This window comes from Saccharopolyspora sp. NPDC049357 (assembly GCF_040677225.1).
Taxonomy (GTDB): Bacteria; Actinomycetota; Actinomycetes; order Mycobacteriales; family Pseudonocardiaceae; genus Saccharopolyspora.
Window position 1 is genome coordinate 50328 of record NZ_JBFAQJ010000009.1, and the last position, 16077, is coordinate 66404.

The following is a 16077-nucleotide window of genomic DNA, read 5'->3' on the forward strand; positions in this document are numbered from 1 at the left end:
CCACCCCCTCGTGCGTCAGCTCGAAGATAACTCCGCCACGCCCATGAAATCAACACCCGTTGAATTTGGGGCCATCAGGGTGATCTTCGGCCGGGACGCCATCATGATCTCGCCGCGCGGGCATCCCTTCCCCGGAGGAAGGAGTGCGATGACGTGGCTGATGGTGGCCGTGGCGGGAGTCGCGACCGTGGGAGTGGCGCGGTGGCTGCGGCGGTACCTGGCGCGCCGGCGTGCGGTGGCGCGCGCGAAGGTCGAGATGAACTGGTTCTACCAACCGCAGGAGCGGCGGCCCTACGTCCGGGGCTGTGGAAAACACGCGTCGGCGGACCCCGTGGTGTTGCTGCGGCGGATCGACGGCTCACCCTTGGGGAGCGTGCCGCGACCTGCGAAAACACGGCATCGATGAGCGGTCTTCCACAGGTTGTCCCCAGTTGTCCACAGGGGTGGGGAGAACTGTCCACAGACTGTGGAGAACTCTTCGGGCACGAAAAGACCCTCCACGCGTCCGCGAGGAGGGTCTTCCGGTGTTGCCCAGGAGTGGCGTCAGTGGCCGGTCTCCTTGGCGCGCTCGTAGGACTTCTTGATCTCGGCCTCCGCCTCCGTACGGCCGACCCACGTGGCGCCCTCCACGCTCTTGCCCGGCTCCAGGTCCTTGTACACCTCGAAGAAGTGCTGGATCTCCAGCCTGTAGAACTCGGAGAGGTGGTGGATGTCCCGCAGGTGCTCCTGACGCGGGTCGTCCGAAGGAACGCAGATGACCTTGTCGTCGCCGCCCTTCTCGTCGCGCATGCGGAACATGCCGATGGCGCGCGACTTGATCAGGCAACCCGGGAAGGTCGGTTCCTGGACCAGCACCAGCGCGTCCAACGGGTCGCCGTCCTCACCCAGGGTGTCGTCGACGAACCCGTAGTCGGCCGGGTACTGCGTGGCGGTGAACAACGTCCGGTCGAGACGGATACGGCCCGTCTCGTGGTCCACCTCGTACTTGTTCCGGTTCCCCTTGGGGATCTCGATCGTGACGTCGAAGTCCACGCGGTTCCTCACTCGTCTTGCGTCGGATGCAGTCCGCACGCTCGCGCGCGCGACCACGTCTAGTGTGGACCACGCTCGGCGCCCTGGCCCCACCGCAGTGCGAGAGCTCGCAATCTGGCAGTCTGACCTCCAGTCGAGGAGGAGCACGTGCCCGAACCCCAGAACACCCGGGGTGAGGTGTCCGAAACCGACGTCCAAGCGGCCTCGCCGGGCGAGGATGACCGGCCGCGCACCGCTGCGCCGTCCCCGGATCGAGCTGCTGAGACGTCGGAGAACACCCCGCCCGCAAGCAACCCGGCGGAGCGCCAGGCGAGCACCGAAGTCGGCGACGCCGCAGGAGCCGGCTCAGCCGAACCCGACGCGGGGAAGACCGGTTCGAGCGCGCCCGATTCTGGGACCAAGACCACATCCGCCGACGCGCCCACCGCCACCGTCCGGGTCGCGGGAAGCCTCTTCGGCGACGACTCCGAGGGCAACGGCGCCGGCAGCACCGTGAAGCTCGCCAAGGCCGACGTGAAGAGCTCCGTCGTCGAGACGCAGAAGCTCACCAAGCCCGCGGCCGAGGATGCCGGAACCGACGAGGAAGCCGCGACCGCAGCGGATTCCGAGGACGAAACCGCTGATCAGGAAGGCCCTGAAGGGTCTTCCGACGAGGTGACCCCGGAGGACGAGCCGGCGGACGAGGCGGAGGCCGCCGAGGAGCCGTCCGCTCAGGGCCGGCCGTCGGACGCGACTGCCCAGGAGCAGCCGTCCGACGAGACCGCCGAGGACCAGCCCTCGGAGACCACCGCCGAGGACACGACCGAGGACGGGACCGCCGAGAAATCGACTGCCGAGGACTCGGGCGAAGACGCGAGTGCCGAGGACCCGGGCGAGGAACCGGCCGCCGAGGATTCCGAGGCCACGACCTCCGAGGACGAGAACTCCCAGGACGAGGCGTCCCAGGACGAGACGGCCGAGGAGCGGACCGAACCGGAGCCGGTGCCCGAGGACGAGCCCGCCGAGGACGCCGCGGAACCGGAAGCGTCGACCGAGCCCTCCGGTTCCCAGCCCGAGGACGAGCCCGAACCCGCTGAAGACGAGGTCGCAGAGGCCGACGACTCGGCGGAGGAGGGGGAAGCAACCTCCCCGGACACCGTCGAGGACGAGACGTCCGAGGTGGCACCGGAACCTGCGCCGTCCGAAGTGGAGCCCGAGTGGCCTGCTGAGCAGACGCAGATGATCGCCGTGGTCCCCGCGGAGGAGCCCGAGGCCGAGGCGAAGCCGGCGGTCGAGCCGGAAGAGCGTCCGGCGGAGAGGACGCAGCAGATCTCGCGGGCTGCGCTCGACGAGGCGCTGGCCGAGCCCGGTGGCAAGCAGGAGCCGCCGGAATCCGCAGCCGAGCAGACCAGCCGCATCGACCTCAAGGACCTGCGGACATCGGCTCCGCCGGAATCCTCGGCCGAGCAGACGCAGTGGATCGACCAGATCGACGTGGATGCCCTGCGCACGGCTTCCGCCTCGGACTTCGCCGGTCTCGCCGCCCCGCAGGCCGAGCCGACGGTCGGGATCGCGCCGCCCGCGCCCGGCCCGCAGGCCCAGCAGCCGCCGCAGGCCCAGCAGTCCTACGCGCGGCCGGAGGACTTCGCCGGGCTCGCGACGCCGCAGGCGCCGTACCAGCCCGACGACACCACCGACCCGTTCGCCCCGCGCGCCGTTCCGCAGCACGTCTCGTCGCAGGAGCAGCCGGTCGGGACGAAGACCGCCCGCAAGGGACGCGGCCCGCTGATCGGCATCGCGATCGCCCTGGTCGTGCTGCTGGGGGCCGGTGTCGCTTTCGGCCCGTCGCTGGTCGACGCGCTGAGCAAGGCGCAGATCGCCGACCCGCCCGCGCCGGTCCGGCTCGACCCCGAGATCAAGCCGCTGGGGCAGAACGCACCCACCCCGGCGCAGTCCGGGATCAGCGCCGCGCTGGCCGCTCCGGCGGCCAACCCGGCGCTGGGCACGCTCGGTGGCGTCGTCATGGACGCCCGCACCGGCAACGTACTGTGGCAGCAGAACCCCGGTCAGCCGCTGATGCCGGCCTCGACCGGGAAGCTGCTGGCGATGAGCGCGGCCCTGCTGACCCTCGACCACGACGCCCGCCTGACGACCGAGGTCGTGCGCGGGAACCAGCCGGGCACGGTGGTGCTCGTCGGCGGCGGCGACCCCACGCTGTCCTCGCTGTCCGGCGACCAGGAGTCGGTGTACCCGGGCGCGGCGAAGCTGGACGACCTGGTCTCGCAGGTCAAGGCCGCTTCCGGCGGGAACGTGAACACGGTGCTGGTCGACACGAGCCGCTACCGGGGGCCGAGCGCGGCTTCCGGGTGGCTGCCGCAGGACGTGGCCGCCGGGTTCTACTCGCCGATGGAGCCGGTGATGCTCGACGGCGGCCGGGCGGATCCGACGAAGGACTACAGCCCGCGCACCTCCACTCCCGCGCTGCAGACCGCTCAGGAACTGGCGAAGCGGCTGGGCGGCGCGACCGCAGCGCAGGGCAACGCCCCGGCCAACGCGCAGGTGCTCGGTCAGGTCCAGTCGGCGCCGGTGAGCGAGCTGGTCGAGAACGTCCTGCTCCACTCCGACAACATCCTGGCCGAGGCGCTGACCCGCGAGGTCGCCATCGCCACCGGCAAGGAGCCGTCGTTCGCCGGTGGGACGAAGGCGGTCCTCGAGGTGTTGCAGCGCAACGGCTTCGACGTCAGCGGAACCTCGATGGCCGACGGCAGCGGCCTGTCCATGGACGACCGGATCACCCCGCAGCTGCTCGGGCAGCTGCTGCACAGGGCGACCGCACCGGCCGGGCCGGACGGCGTGCTGCCGGAGTCCTCGGCGAAGCTGCGCGACCTGCTCCCGGGCATGCCCATCGCGGGCGGCAGCGGCAGCCTCGCCGACCGCTACCAGGGCAGTGCCGGCCAGGGCTGGGTGCGCGCCAAGACCGGCACGCTCGACGGGGCGAACAGCCTGGCCGGATCCGTGGTCACCCAGGACGGTCGACTCCTGGTCTTCGCGATGATGTCCAACGGCACCGGCTCGTCGGTCGCCCGCCCGGCTCTCGACGCGCTCGCGGACGCCCTGCGGGGCTGCGGCTGCCGCTAGGTCACGCCGAGCGGGCGCGCCTGTCCAGGGAGAAGTCTCCGCACGTTCCGGTACCTGACCAGTTCCGCAAGGTGACCACCGGCCATTTTGGAAGTACGGTCGGTGATGTGAACGCCCGACCTGCCACCCTGCCGTCGTCCGCCGAGGTGCCTCGGGCGCTGGACTGGAACGTCGCCGTGGGCACCGCCGTCCGGTTGATGAAGCCGGGGCCGGAGGTCCCGCGAGCCGAGGCCGCGCGGGCGGTCCGCTCGCTGCGGCGTTTCAGCGTCGACGCCGAAACGCACGTCCGCGAGACGACCGGCCTGGGCCTGGACCTGCCGATCGCCGAAGGTGACGTGGTGGACCGGCCGGCCTGGGTGCGCGGTGCGGCCTTCGGCCTGGCCGAGCTGACCGGGGCAGCGCTGTCGGCCGCGGATTCGCTCCCGCCGCGCGGTGGCGAACTGCTGGGCGAGATCAGCGCGCGCAGCGCGGGCGTGCAGGCCGGGGTGGTGCTGGCCTACCTGGGCGGCAAGGTCCTCGGCCAGTTCGACCCCTACGGCGAGTCCCGAGTCGAGGGCCAGCGCGGGCGGTTGTTGCTGGTGGCGCCGAACATCGTGGCCGCGCAGCAGTCGCTGGGCGTGCCGGCGGACGACTTCCTGATGTGGGTGTGCCTGCACGAGTCGACGCACCGGTTGCAGTTCAACGCCGTGCCGTGGCTGCGCGAGCACTTCGCGGCGAGCCTCGGACAGCTCCTCTCGCAGATGGAGGGCGGTTCCGCCGAGCTGCTGACCAGGCTGCCGAACGTGGTGCGCGAGGCCCGCACGGCTCGCCGCTCCGAATCCAGCCCGGGGATGCTCGGCGTCCTGGAACTGCTGCAATCACCGGAGCAGCGCGCCGCGCTGGACCGGATCATCGCGATCTCCACGCTGCTGGAGGGCCACGCCGATCACGTCATGGACGCCGTCGGACCGCAGGTCGTGCCCAGCGTCGGCACCATCCGCCAGCGCTTCACCGACCGCCGCAACGGTGGTGGTCTGCTCGACCGCATCCTGCGCAGCCTGCTCGGCGTCGACGCCAAGATCCGCCAGTACGCCCAGGGCGCGGCCTTCACCGACCACGTCGTGGGCCGGATCGGCATGACCGGCTTCAACGCCGTCTGGGCGCACCCGGACAACCTCCCGACCAGGGCGGAGATCACCGCACCGGACAGCTGGATCCGCCGCGTCCACGGCTGACGGGCCTCCCGCGCGGATCCGGGCCGGGTGGGGAGAATCGGAGGATGCCGCCTGAGCCCGTTGTGAGCGAGACCCGGACCGCCGTGCGGCGGCTGCTGGAATCCGCGGAGGCGGCTCCGTTCAAGGGCGCGCCGCTGGTGGTGGCCTGCTCCGGTGGAGCGGATTCGCTGGCCCTGGCCGCCGCGGTGGCGCACGTGTCGCGCCGGACCGGGGCGAGCGCCCAGGCGATCGTGGTGGATCACGGCTTGCAAATGGGCTCCGACGTCGTCGCCGAGCGGGCCGTGGAGCAGCTGGCCGGGCTCGGCCTTCCCGCGCAGGTCGTGGAGGTCGAAGTGGACGGCATGGGCGGTCTGGAGGCGGCGGCGCGCAAGGCGCGCTACGCGGCGCTGCGGGCCGAGCGCCCGAGCGGCTCGCTGGTGCTGCTCGGCCACACCCTCGACGACCAGGCGGAAACGGTGCTGCTGGGGCTCGGCCGCGGCTCCGGACCGCGCTCGATCGCCGGGATGCGCCCGCTGGACCCGCCGTGGGCCCGACCGTTCCTGAACGTCCGCCGGACCAGCACCGAGGCCGCCTGCCGGGCTCAGGGCCTCGAACCCTGGCAGGACCCGCACAACGCCGACCCCCGCTTCGCCCGTGTGCGGTTGCGCACAGAGGTTCTTCCGCTGCTGGAAGACGCGTTGCAGGGCGGGGTCGCGGAGGCGCTGGCCCGCACCGCCCGCCAGCTGCGCGAGGACTCCGATGCCCTGGAGGCCGTCGCCGCGGCCGAACTCTCCCGCGTCGGCGCCGATCACGGCCTGGATTGCGAGCGGTTGAGGCTCGCCCCGGCGGCGGTCCGGCGGCGCGTGCTGCGGGACTGGCTCCGATCCGAGGGGGTGCCCGAAATGACTGATGCGCACCTGCGCTCGGCCGACGCGCTCATCGCCGAGTGGCGGGGTCAGGGCGGTCCTGCGCTGCCGGGTGACTTTGTGCTGCGCCGGGCGCATGGCAGGCTGCGGGTGGAGACGGCGGACCGCAAGCCGCCGAATGGCTGAGGGTGCACCGGCACGATCGTCGGGGCGGGTCTCCGGCTTGGGGAATTGTTGATCCGACAAGAGGGGAAGCCGAGCCGTGTACGACGGCGATATCGCTTCTGTGCTCATCACCGAGCAGCAGATCAAGGACAAGGTCGCGGAGCTGACCAAGCAGGTCGACGAGGACTACCAGCAGGGCGGTGATCTGCTGCTGGTCGGCGTGCTCAAGGGCGCGGTGATGTTCATGACCGACTTCGCCCGCGCGCTGCCGCAGCCCGCGCAGCTGGAGTTCATGGCGGTCAGCTCGTACGGCTCGTCGACGTCCTCGTCGGGTGTGGTGCGCATTCTCAAGGACCTCGACCGCGACATCGCGGGCAAGCACGTGCTGATCGTCGAGGACATCATCGACTCCGGCCTGACGCTGTCCTGGCTGCTCAAGAACCTGCGGTCGCGCAACCCCGCGTCGCTGGAGGTCTGCACGCTGCTGCGCAAGCCCGACGCCGTCCAGGTGGACGTGCCCGTGCGCTACGTCGGCTTCGACATCCCGAACGAGTTCGTCGTGGGCTACGGTCTCGACTACGCAGAGCGCTATCGTGATTTGCCTTATATCGGCACGCTCGACCCCAAGGTCTACACCTCAGGCGTGTGATGCGGAGATTTCGATCGTCCCGCCCGCTCGGGGCGGGGCGATCCTAGTAGGCTGGGCGCCCTGTGCTGGGCGCGGCATGGTCGTGCCCGCGCATCGGCCGGTACGCTGGTCTGAAGGGGTTGACGGCGGGGTGTCCGCATCGGGTGCCGTCACCCGAAGTAACAGTCAGGGAGGGTCGAGGCCGCCCGTCGGCCGCAAGTGAATGGACCGAAAGCGCCTGCTCCGCAACCCGCTGCTGTGGATCCTGACAGCGTTTCTGTTGATCTACGCGTTCAGCGTGCTCTTCGACGAGACTCGTGCCTACCGCGAAGTCTCCACCTCGCAGGCCCTGGAACAGATCGCCCAGGGCAAGGTCAAAGAAGCGACCATCGAGGACAAGGAGCAGCGGGTCCGGCTGACCCTCAACGACGGCCAGAACTTCCAGGGCAGCAACCAGCTGATCGCGAACTACCCAGCCGGCGCCACCGAGCAGGTGGTCGGCGAGATTCGCAACTCCCAGGTGCCCACCTGGAACACCAAGGTCACCCAGGACTCGTTCTGGGTGCAGATGCTCTTCTACCTCGTCCCCATCGGCCTGCTCGTGCTGCTGCTGATGTGGATGATGAACAACGTGCAGGGCGGCGGGAACCGCGTCCTGAACTTCGGCAAGTCCAAGGCCAAGCAGCTCACCAAGGACATGCCCAAGACGCTGTTCGGCGACGTCGCCGGCGCCGATGAGGCCGTCGAAGAACTGCACGAGATCAAGGACTTCCTGCAGAACCCGGGCCGCTACCAGGCCCTGGGCGCGAAGATCCCCAAGGGCGTGCTGCTCTACGGCCCGCCCGGTACCGGTAAGACGCTGCTGGCCCGCGCGGTCGCAGGTGAGGCCGGGGTGCCGTTCTACTCGATCTCCGGGTCGGACTTCGTCGAGATGTTCGTCGGTGTCGGTGCCTCCCGCGTCCGCGACCTGTTCGAGCAGGCCAAGCAGAACGCGCCGTGCATCATCTTCGTCGACGAGATCGACGCGGTCGGCCGCCAGCGCGGCGCCGGCCTCGGCGGTGGTCACGACGAGCGCGAGCAGACGCTGAACCAGCTGCTCGTCGAGATGGACGGCTTCGACTCGCGCGGCGGCATCATCCTGATCGCCGCCACCAACCGCCCGGACATCCTGGACCCGGCGCTGCTGCGTCCCGGTCGCTTCGACCGGCAGATCCCGGTCTCGGCGCCGGACATGCGGGGCCGCAAGGCGATCCTGGGAGTGCACTCCAAGGGCAAGCCGCTGGCCCAGGACGTCGACATGGACGGACTCGCCAAGCGCACGGTCGGCTTCTCCGGTGCCGACCTGGAGAACGTGGTCAACGAGGCCGCGCTGCTCACCGCCCGCGAGAACGGCCAGCTGATCAACGCTGCCGCGCTGGAAGAGGCGGTGGACCGCGTCGTCGGTGGCCCGCGCCGCAAGAGCAAGATCATCTCGGAGCGGGACAAGAAGATCACCGCCTACCACGAGGGCGGACACGCCCTCGCCGCGTGGGCGATGCCCGACCTGGAGCCGGTCTACAAGCTCACGATCCTGCCGCGCGGCCGCACCGGCGGTCACGCGCTCGTCGTCCCCGAGGACGACAAGGACATGATGACCCGCTCGGAGATGATCGGTCGCCTGGTGTTCGCGCTCGGTGGCCGCTCCGCGGAGGAGCTCGTGTTCCACGAGCCGACCACCGGGGCCTCCAGCGACATCGAGCAGGCGACCAAGATCGCCCGCGCGATGGTCACCGAGTACGGCATGACCGCCCGGCTGGGCGCGGTCAAGTACGGCAAGGAGGAGGGCGACCCGTTCCTGGGTCGCACCGCCGGCCAGCAGCCGAACTACTCGCTGGAGGTCGCGCACGAGATCGACGAGGAGGTGCGCCGGCTGATCGAGGCCGCGCACACCGAGGCGTGGGAGGTGCTCAACACCTACCGCGACGTGCTCGACGACCTCGTGCTGGAGCTCATCGAGAAGGAGACGCTCAACCGCAAGGACCTGGAGCGGGTCTTCTCGCGGGTCGAGAAGCGGCCGCGGATCACCGCGTTCAACGACTTCGGCGGGCGCACCCCGTCGGAGAAGCCGCCGGTCAAGACCCCGGGTGAGCTGGCCAAGGAGCGCGGCGAGCCGTGGCCCCCGGTCGTGGAGGAGCCGACCCCGGCGCCATCGCAGAACGTCCAGAACGGGACCGCTGCTCCGGCTCAGGAGCAGACCCCGGCGGGCGCGGGCGCCAACCAGGGGACGGTGCAGATCCAGCAGCCGCAGTCGGGCCAGCAGGTTCCCTCCGCGGTCCCGCCCAACTACGGTGCACCTCCTGGATGGACCCCGGCGACCAACCCGTCCGGTTCGAACTACAACTGGACGCCTTCTTGGGAGCGCGGTCAGCAGTCGTCCGAGCAGGGTGAATCGCAGTCCGAGCGGCCCGAGGGCCAGGACTCGGGCAGGGATAACGGCAGCGGCAACAACGGCCGCTGATACTGGCGGGCGCAGCGCCCGCCAGGGCGCTGCCAAGCCAGTGGAGGAAAGCAACAGTGACCAGTGCGGTCGACGAGCCGATCGGGGCGGGGGACTCCCGCCCCGACGGCTCTTCCCACCTTCCACAGTTCGACCAGGCGCGCGCTGAGGCCGCGATCCGGGAACTGCTCATCGCAGCCGGTGAGGACCCCGAGCGCGACGGCCTGAGGGAGACGCCGCAGCGCGTCGCCCGCGCGTACCAGGAGCTGTTCGCAGGGCTCTACACCGATCCGGACGAGGTCTTGGACAAGACCTTCGACGAGGCCCACGAAGAGCTCGTCCTGGTGCGCGACATCCCGGTGTACTCGCAGTGCGAGCACCACCTGCTGCCGTTCCACGGCACCGCGCACATCGGCTACATCCCGAACTCGCAGGGCCGGGTGACCGGGCTGTCCAAGCTGGCCCGGCTGGTCGACCTCTACGCCAAGCGCCCGCAGGTGCAGGAGCGGCTGACCTCGCAGGTCGCCGACGCCCTGGTGCGCAGGCTGGAGCCGCGCGGCGTGATCGTGGTGATCGACGCCGAGCACCTGTGCATGGGCATGCGCGGGGTGCGCAAGGCCGGTTCGACGACCACGACCTCGGCGGTGCGCGGCATCTTCCGCAGTTCGGCTTCCTCCCGCTCCGAGGCGTTGTCGCTGATCAGGGGGCGTTGATGCACCCGAAGCTGCCGAACCCGGCGCGCTGCGCGGTGATGGGCATCCTCAACGTCACGCCGGACTCGTTCTCCGACGGCGGGCGCTACCTGGACCGCGCGGCGGCGGTGGCGCACGGCGTCGAGATGCACCGGCTGGGCGCGGACATCATCGACGTGGGCGGTGAGTCCACCCGGCCCGGTTCGGAGCGGGTGGACGCGGCCACCGAGATCGAGCGGGTGCTGCCGGTCGTGCGCGAGCTGGTCGCGGAGGGTGTGCCGGTCAGCGTGGACACCACGCGCGCCAAGGTCGCCGAGGCGACCGCGGGAGCGGGTGCCGCGGTGATCAACGACGTCTCCGGCGGGCTCGCCGACCCGGAGATGGCGCACGTCGCGGCCGACACCGGGCTGCCGTGGGTGCTGATGCACTGGCGGGGCCACAGCAAGGACATGAACTCCCTCGCCGAGTACGGCGACGTGGTCGCCGACGTGCGCGAGGAGCTGCTGCGGCAGGTCGACGTGGCGGTGCGCGCGGGTGTCGCCGAGGAGGCGATCGTGCTGGACCCGGGCTTGGGCTTCGCCAAGACCGGCAGGCACGACTGGCAGCTGCTGCAGAACCTCGACGGCCTCGTCGACGTGGGTTTCCCGGTTCTGGTGGGCGCCTCCCGCAAGCGGTTCCTGGGAGCGCTGCTGGCCGACGAGGGCGCGCCGCGCCCGCCGGAAGGCCGCGAGACGGCCACGGCCGTGGTCTCGGCGCTGTCCGCCGACAGGGGAGCGTGGGGTGTGCGGGTGCACGACGTGCGGCGCTCGCTGGACGCGGTGGCGGTGACGGCCGCCTGGCGGAGCGGAGGCGAGTGCGTTGGCTGACCGGATCACGTTGACCGGCTTGCAGGTGCGCGGCAACCACGGCGTGTTCGACCACGAGAAGCGGGACGGTCAGGACTTCCTGGTCGACATCACCGTCTGGCTCGACCTGGGCGACGCCGCGGCGACCGACGACCTCACCAAGACGCTGCACTACGGCGAGCTCGCCGAGATGGCGGCCGGGATCGTCGGCGGCGAGCCGCGCGACCTCATCGAAACGGTGGCCGCCGAGATCGCCGACGAGGTGATGAAGGACGAGCGGGCCTACGCCGCCGAGGTCACGCTGCACAAACCGCACGCGCCGATCCCGCTGTCCTTCGCCGACGTCGCGGTCACGATCCGCCGCTCGCGACGGGGCGGCCGCGGCAACGTGGTGCCGGCGTGAGCCGAGCGGTCCTGTCCCTCGGCTCGAACCTCGGTGACCGGCTGCGCTACCTGCGGCTGGCCGTCGAGGGTTTCGCCGAGGAGCTGGTGGCGGCCTCGCCGGTCTACGAGACCGCGCCGTGGGGCGTCACCGATCAACCGGACTTCCTCAACGCGGTCCTCATCGTCGAGTCCCCGGACGTCGACGAGTGGGGCTGGCTCCGCCGGGCCCAGGCCCTGGAGCAGCAGGCCGAGCGCATCCGGGAGCAGCGCTGGGGCCCGCGCACCCTCGACGTCGACGTGGTCGCGGTGGACGAGGTCCGCAGCGACCACCCTGACCTCGTGCTCCCGCACCCGGGAACCCCCAACCGAGCCACGGTCCTCATCCCCTGGCTCGCGCTGGACCCCGAAGCCCACCTCCCGGGACACGGCCGCGTGGCCGACCTCCTCGCGGCCCTCCCCGAGTCGGACCGCGACGACGTCCGCCGAAGAGACGACCTCACCCTCCACTAGGGACGCACTCAGGACCCACCTCCCGCAGGGCACCCACGTTCGCTCCACTGAGTCCTGTCCTCACACCATCACTCCCCGCGGTCTCCCAGATTTCAGTGGAACTCCGGTTCCCGATTTCAGTGGAACTCCGGTACCTGGCTTCAGTGGAACTCCGGTTCCCGATTTCAGTGGAACTCCGGTACCTGGCTTCAGTGGAACTCCGGTACCTGATTTCAGTGGAACTCCGGTTCCCGAGTTCCACTGAAATCCGTCTTCTGGGGAGCTGACCGCCGGGTTGGGGGAGGTGGGATGCTGGTGGGGTGTCGCCGCGAAGCACTGAGCAGATGTCGTTCACCAAGCCCGGGCAGTTGGTGGCCGCGGGGTTGGTGGCGGCCGTGGTGGTGTTCCTCCTCTCCCAGCTGATGTACGGCGAGCTGCCGCCGTTGCCGTTGCTGGCGGGAGCGACGTTGTTGCTGATCGCCGTGGTCGACGTGGTGCTGGCGGCGGTGTTGCGGCCCCGCGTGCGGCGCAAGCCCGGGGTGGAGCCGATCGAGGCGCTGACGGCGGCGCGGGCCGTGGCGCTGGCGAAGGCGTCATCGCTGGCCGGGGCGATCATGGCCGGTGTCTGGATCGGACTCCTGGCGCACCTGCTGCCGATGATGAGCTCGGTGCAGGCCGCGCGGTCGGACACCTTCGCCGCCATCGTCGGGTTGATCAGCGCCGGAGCCCTGATCGGCGCGGGACTGTGGCTGGAGCACTGCCTGCGGAATCCCGATGAGCCGGACGATCCTCACGAGGACGAGTGAGACCGCCCACCCCCTGGGCTGTTCGGAGTAGTCGCCGTTCCGCTGCCGCGAGCAATGTCCGAATGGATTGGCGCACCTTCAGATCTCGAACTGGTAAACGCCTTGTACGGTGGGCGCCATGTCCGAGCGCGGCACTACCGAGTCCGACCCCGGCAACGGGCGATCCACCCTCCTCTGGGGCGGTGCGCTCGTGCTCGCGGCGGCTGCCACGTCGCTGCTGGTCCTCAGCGACGACGCTCGGATGCTCCGCCTCGGCCTGATCGCCGCGCTGTGGGCTGCGCTGCTGGGCGCGTTCGCGGTGGCGCGGTTGCGGCACCGGGTCCTGGAGAGCGAGCAGGCCGCCGCCGATCGGCAGCGGATCTACGAGCTGGAGCTGGAGCGCGAGATCGCCGCGCGGCGCGAGTACGAGCTGGAGGCCCAGGCGGAGGCTCGGCGCCGGGCGTCCGAGGAGTCCGACGGTCAGATCCGCGCGTTGCAGGCCGAGCTGGCGAAGTTGCGCACGACGCTGGAGCAGGTGATCGGCGGTGACGTGCTCTTCGAGCGGGTCGCGTTGCGCGCGGAGTCCACTCGGGTGCGTTCGCTGACCGAGCGCCCGCAGGGCGAGACGCAGCTCGTCCAGCACCGCCCGCAGCGGCCGAAGACGATCCAGCAGCCGGTCCAGCAGCCGGTCAAGCAGCAGCCGGCCCCGGCTCCGGCCGCGGCCAAGACGGACGTGATGGCCCGGCTGTCCGGCGAGGTCCCGCTCGACCAGCCGAAGCCGCAGGCTCCGAAACCGCAGATGGCCCAGGCCCTTCCGAGTCGTCCTGCGCCGCAGCGGCCCGACCGCACTGCCTACGAGAAGCCGAGTCCCGAACCGGCGGGCGCGCACACCGCGGGCACGTCGGTCAACGACCTCCTCGCCGCCTACGGCGGCAGCGCCGACGGCCAGCCCCGCCGCCGTCGTCGCTCGTGAGTTCCACGCCGGACAACGGTCAGGGGAACAAAAGCGAACCATTCGGTCAGTCGCGAATCGGGTTCTCTAGGGTCTGGGGCGTGTCGAGTCATGATCACGCGGAGCCGATCGCTGACGTCTCCCGCGCGCGCCGGTTGCAGAGCCGCAAGCACCACGCCGTCGGCTGGCCGATCGCCGGCTTGATCCTGCTCGGGATGATCGGGCTGGTCATGCTGGGGATCACGACGTCCAAGGTCGGCGCGCTGCCCGCCGTGTTCGGAGCGGTCGCCGCGCTGCTGCCGGTCGGTGTCGTGGTGGCCGCGACGGTCTGGATCGACCGCTGGGAACCCGAGCCGCCGATGCTGATGGTCGGCGCGTTCCTGTGGGGCGCCGGCGGTGCGACGGCCTGCTCGCTGCTGCTCAACAACACCTCGCAGTCGGTGGCGCACCTGCTGCTGGGCCAGGCCGATCACCGCTTCTTCCTGACCGCGGTGATCGGGCCGCTGGTGGAGGAGGCCGCCAAGGCCGTGTTCGTGGTGGGCCTGTGGATCCGCCGCCGCGCGGAGTTCAACGGCCTGGTCGACGGCATCGTCTACGCGTCGCTGACCGCGGCCGGCTTCGCCTTCACCGAGAACATCCTGTACTTCGGCAAGGCCTTCGCCGACGGCGGTGTGACCGGGGGAGCGGTCGTGGCGCTGTTCGTGCTGCGCGGCGTGCTGGCGCCGTTCTCGCACCCGCTGTTCACCGCGATGTTCGGCATCGCCGTCGGTTTCGCCTGGGGCGCTCGCACCCGGCTCCAGCAGCTGGGCTGGCTGATCGCCGGCTACCTGGTGGCGGTGCTGCTGCACGCGGTGTGGAACTCGGCGACGTTCCTCGGCGGGGCCGGTTTCATCAACGTCTACTTCTTGATCATGGTGCCGGTGTTCCTCGGCACGTTCGCGCTGATCGTGTGGCAGCGCAAGCGGGAGCAGCGCATCGTCATCGCGCAGCTGCCGAAGCTGGAGCGGGCCGGGCTGGTCGCGCGCAGCGAGATCGACCTGCTGGCGAGCCTGACCGGCAGGCAGGGCTGGCTGCGCAAGGTCAAGCGGCACGCGGGCAGCCAGGCCGCGAAGTCGGTGCGCGACTACCAGATCGCGGTCACCGAGCTGGCGTTCCTGCAGCACCGCTCGGAGGCCGGACGCACCACCAGCGCCGCCCGCCGCGCCCGCCGGGAGAAGCTGATCGCCGACCTCAAGCAGGCCCGCCGTTCGGCGGCCGGGCGCCAGGAGGCCATCCAGACCGCCAGGATCAACATCGGCGAGCTGACCCGCCGAGTCCCGAAGCCGCGCGAGTGAGCATCAGCGAGCGCGCCGGCAGCCGACACCGCTGCCGGCGCCGCTTCGCGAGGTGATCGAACGAAGTATTGAAAGGGTGGTTCTCGCCACCTTTCACGGTCTCGGAGTAGCCCCGGCACCGGGTGTTGGGGCTACTCTCGCGGCGCTGTCTGGTACCCGGTAGCGGGACTGGAACGGTATTGGAGGGAACACGTGGCGATGTCTGCTGAACCCACGGGCCCGCGGCTGCGCGTAGGAGTGATCTCCGCTGGTCGGGTGGGCGCCGTGCTGGGCGCCGCGCTGCAGCGGGTCGGGCACGAGGTCGTCGCGGTCTCCGCCGTCTCGGACGCCTCGCTGCGTCGCGCGGAGGAGCTGCTTCCCGGTGTGCCGGTCGAGCCGCCGGACGCCGTCGCGGGCAAGGCCGAGCTGCTGGTCCTGGCGATCCCGGACGACGCGATCCCGGGCATGGTGCAGGGCCTGGTCACCGCCGACGCGCTGCACGGATCGCAGCTGATCATGCACACCTCGGGCTCGCAGGGCGTGACCGCGCTGGAGCCGGCCGCCGCCATCGGCGCGTTGCCGATGGCCATGCACCCCGCGATGACCTTCACCGGTCGCGCCGAGGACGTTCACCGCCTCTCCGACGCCTGCATGGTCATCACCGCCAACGAGCTCACCGGCTGGAGCGTCGCGGAGAGCATCGCGATCGAGCTGGGCATGGAGCCGGTGCGCCTGCCCGAAGAGGCCCGCCCGCTGTACCACGCGGCCCTCACCCACGGCGCGAACCACCTGATCACGCTGGTCAACGAGTGCCAGCAGCTGCTGCGCGACGCCGGGGTGGAGGTCCCGGGCCGGGTCATGGCGCCACTGCTGTCGGCATCGCTGGACAACGCGCTGCGCCTCGGTGACCGGGCCTACACGGGTCCGGTGGTGCGCGGCGATTCGGGAACCGTGCGCGGTCACCTGCGCGCGCTGTCCGACGCCGATCCGGACGTCGTTCCCGGCTACCGGGAGCTGGCTCGTCGCACGGCGGTCCGGGCCGAGCGCAGCGGCCTGCTGCGCGGTGACGTCGCCGCCCGGGTGCACGAGGCCCTCGACGAGGAACAGGCTTGATCCGCGATCTTCGCGGCGGAGACATGG

The 16077-nt window shown here is 70.8% G+C and carries 15 protein-coding genes; 14 read left to right on the top strand and 1 reads right to left on the bottom strand.

All coding sequences use genetic code 11. The annotated features are described in order from the left end of the window. Nucleotides 1-10 precede the first annotated feature (10 nt). Nucleotides 11-406 (top strand): hypothetical protein, encoded by a 396-nt coding sequence (locus tag AB0J91_RS10140; protein ID WP_363866222.1) that lies wholly within the window; start codon nucleotides 11-13, stop codon nucleotides 404-406. Between the two features lie 137 nt (nucleotides 407-543). On the opposite strand, the gene AB0J91_RS10145 is transcribed toward AB0J91_RS10140, so the two are convergent. Continuing rightward, nucleotides 544-1032, bottom strand: coding sequence for an inorganic diphosphatase (locus AB0J91_RS10145; protein ID WP_363793487.1), 489 nt, complete (start codon nucleotides 1030-1032; stop codon nucleotides 544-546). A gap of 147 nt (nucleotides 1033-1179) precedes the next feature. Here AB0J91_RS10145 and dacB point away from each other — a divergent pair, with 147 nt between their 5' ends. The 13 genes from dacB to AB0J91_RS10210 all read left to right on the top strand — a co-directional run bounded on the left by dacB (nucleotide 1180) and on the right by AB0J91_RS10210 (nucleotide 16050). Beyond that, on the top strand, nucleotides 1180-4149 hold the full coding sequence (gene dacB, locus AB0J91_RS10150) for a D-alanyl-D-alanine carboxypeptidase/D-alanyl-D-alanine-endopeptidase (protein ID WP_363866225.1): 2970 nt from the start codon (nucleotides 1180-1182) through the stop codon (nucleotides 4147-4149). Between the two features lie 107 nt (nucleotides 4150-4256). Beyond that, on the top strand, nucleotides 4257-5363 hold the full coding sequence (locus tag AB0J91_RS10155; protein WP_363866228.1) for a zinc-dependent metalloprotease: 1107 nt from the start codon (nucleotides 4257-4259) through the stop codon (nucleotides 5361-5363). 44 nt (nucleotides 5364-5407) lie between these two features. Next, nucleotides 5408-6394, top strand: a complete 987-nt coding sequence (tilS, locus tag AB0J91_RS10160; RefSeq protein ID WP_363866231.1) for a tRNA lysidine(34) synthetase TilS — start codon at nucleotides 5408-5410, stop codon at nucleotides 6392-6394. A 76-nt stretch (nucleotides 6395-6470) separates the two neighbouring features. Further along, nucleotides 6471-7022 carry a hypoxanthine phosphoribosyltransferase gene (gene hpt, locus AB0J91_RS10165; RefSeq protein ID WP_132684056.1) on the top strand — a complete coding sequence of 184 codons (552 nt, stop codon included), beginning with the start codon at nucleotides 6471-6473 and terminating at the stop codon, nucleotides 7020-7022. A gap of 202 nt (nucleotides 7023-7224) precedes the next feature. Continuing rightward, the gene (gene ftsH, locus AB0J91_RS10170; RefSeq protein ID WP_363866234.1) at nucleotides 7225-9498 is read left to right on the top strand and encodes an ATP-dependent zinc metalloprotease FtsH; all 2274 of its coding nucleotides are present in this window, start codon (nucleotides 7225-7227) and stop codon (nucleotides 9496-9498) included. 80 nt (nucleotides 9499-9578) lie between these two features. Further along, entirely contained in the window at nucleotides 9579-10190 is a 612-nt protein-coding gene (gene folE / locus AB0J91_RS10175; RefSeq protein ID WP_235876739.1) for a GTP cyclohydrolase I FolE, read from the top strand. Beyond that, nucleotides 10190-11035 (top strand): dihydropteroate synthase, encoded by an 846-nt coding sequence (gene folP, locus AB0J91_RS10180; protein ID WP_363866237.1) that lies wholly within the window; start codon nucleotides 10190-10192, stop codon nucleotides 11033-11035. The genes folE and folP overlap by 1 nt, the downstream gene beginning before the upstream one ends. After that, nucleotides 11028-11417, top strand: coding sequence for a dihydroneopterin aldolase (gene folB / locus AB0J91_RS10185; protein ID WP_363866240.1), 390 nt, complete (start codon nucleotides 11028-11030; stop codon nucleotides 11415-11417). The genes folP and folB overlap by 8 nt, the downstream gene beginning before the upstream one ends. Further along, entirely contained in the window at nucleotides 11414-11908 is a 495-nt protein-coding gene (folK, locus tag AB0J91_RS10190; RefSeq protein ID WP_363866243.1) for a 2-amino-4-hydroxy-6-hydroxymethyldihydropteridine diphosphokinase, read from the top strand. Before folB ends, folK begins: the two co-directional genes overlap by 4 nt. Before the next feature lie 323 nt (nucleotides 11909-12231). Beyond that, entirely contained in the window at nucleotides 12232-12693 is a 462-nt protein-coding gene (locus AB0J91_RS10195) for a DUF3180 domain-containing protein (protein ID WP_363866246.1), read from the top strand. Nucleotides 12694-12811: 118 nt separating this feature from the next. Then, nucleotides 12812-13645 carry a DUF6779 domain-containing protein gene (locus tag AB0J91_RS10200; RefSeq protein ID WP_363866249.1) on the top strand — a complete coding sequence of 278 codons (834 nt, stop codon included), beginning with the start codon at nucleotides 12812-12814 and terminating at the stop codon, nucleotides 13643-13645. 80 nt (nucleotides 13646-13725) lie between these two features. Then, nucleotides 13726-14958, top strand: a complete 1233-nt coding sequence (locus AB0J91_RS10205) for a PrsW family intramembrane metalloprotease (protein ID WP_363866252.1) — start codon at nucleotides 13726-13728, stop codon at nucleotides 14956-14958. A gap of 198 nt (nucleotides 14959-15156) precedes the next feature. Further along, nucleotides 15157-16050 carry a DUF2520 domain-containing protein gene (locus AB0J91_RS10210; RefSeq protein WP_363866255.1) on the top strand — a complete coding sequence of 298 codons (894 nt, stop codon included), beginning with the start codon at nucleotides 15157-15159 and terminating at the stop codon, nucleotides 16048-16050. Nucleotides 16051-16077 lie beyond the last annotated feature (27 nt).

Coding starts and splice junctions, on each gene's coding strand:
- AB0J91_RS10210 (WP_363866255.1), top strand. CDS start 15,157: ATGTCTGCTGAACCCACGGGCCCGCGGCTGCGCGTAGGAGTGATCTCC.
- ftsH (WP_363866234.1), top strand. CDS start 7,225: ATGGACCGAAAGCGCCTGCTCCGCAACCCGCTGCTGTGGATCCTGACA.
- AB0J91_RS10195 (WP_363866246.1), top strand. CDS start 12,232: ATGTCGTTCACCAAGCCCGGGCAGTTGGTGGCCGCGGGGTTGGTGGCG.
- folP (WP_363866237.1), top strand. CDS start 10,190: ATGCACCCGAAGCTGCCGAACCCGGCGCGCTGCGCGGTGATGGGCATC.
- AB0J91_RS10200 (WP_363866249.1), top strand. CDS start 12,812: ATGTCCGAGCGCGGCACTACCGAGTCCGACCCCGGCAACGGGCGATCC.
- tilS (WP_363866231.1), top strand. CDS start 5,408: ATGCCGCCTGAGCCCGTTGTGAGCGAGACCCGGACCGCCGTGCGGCGG.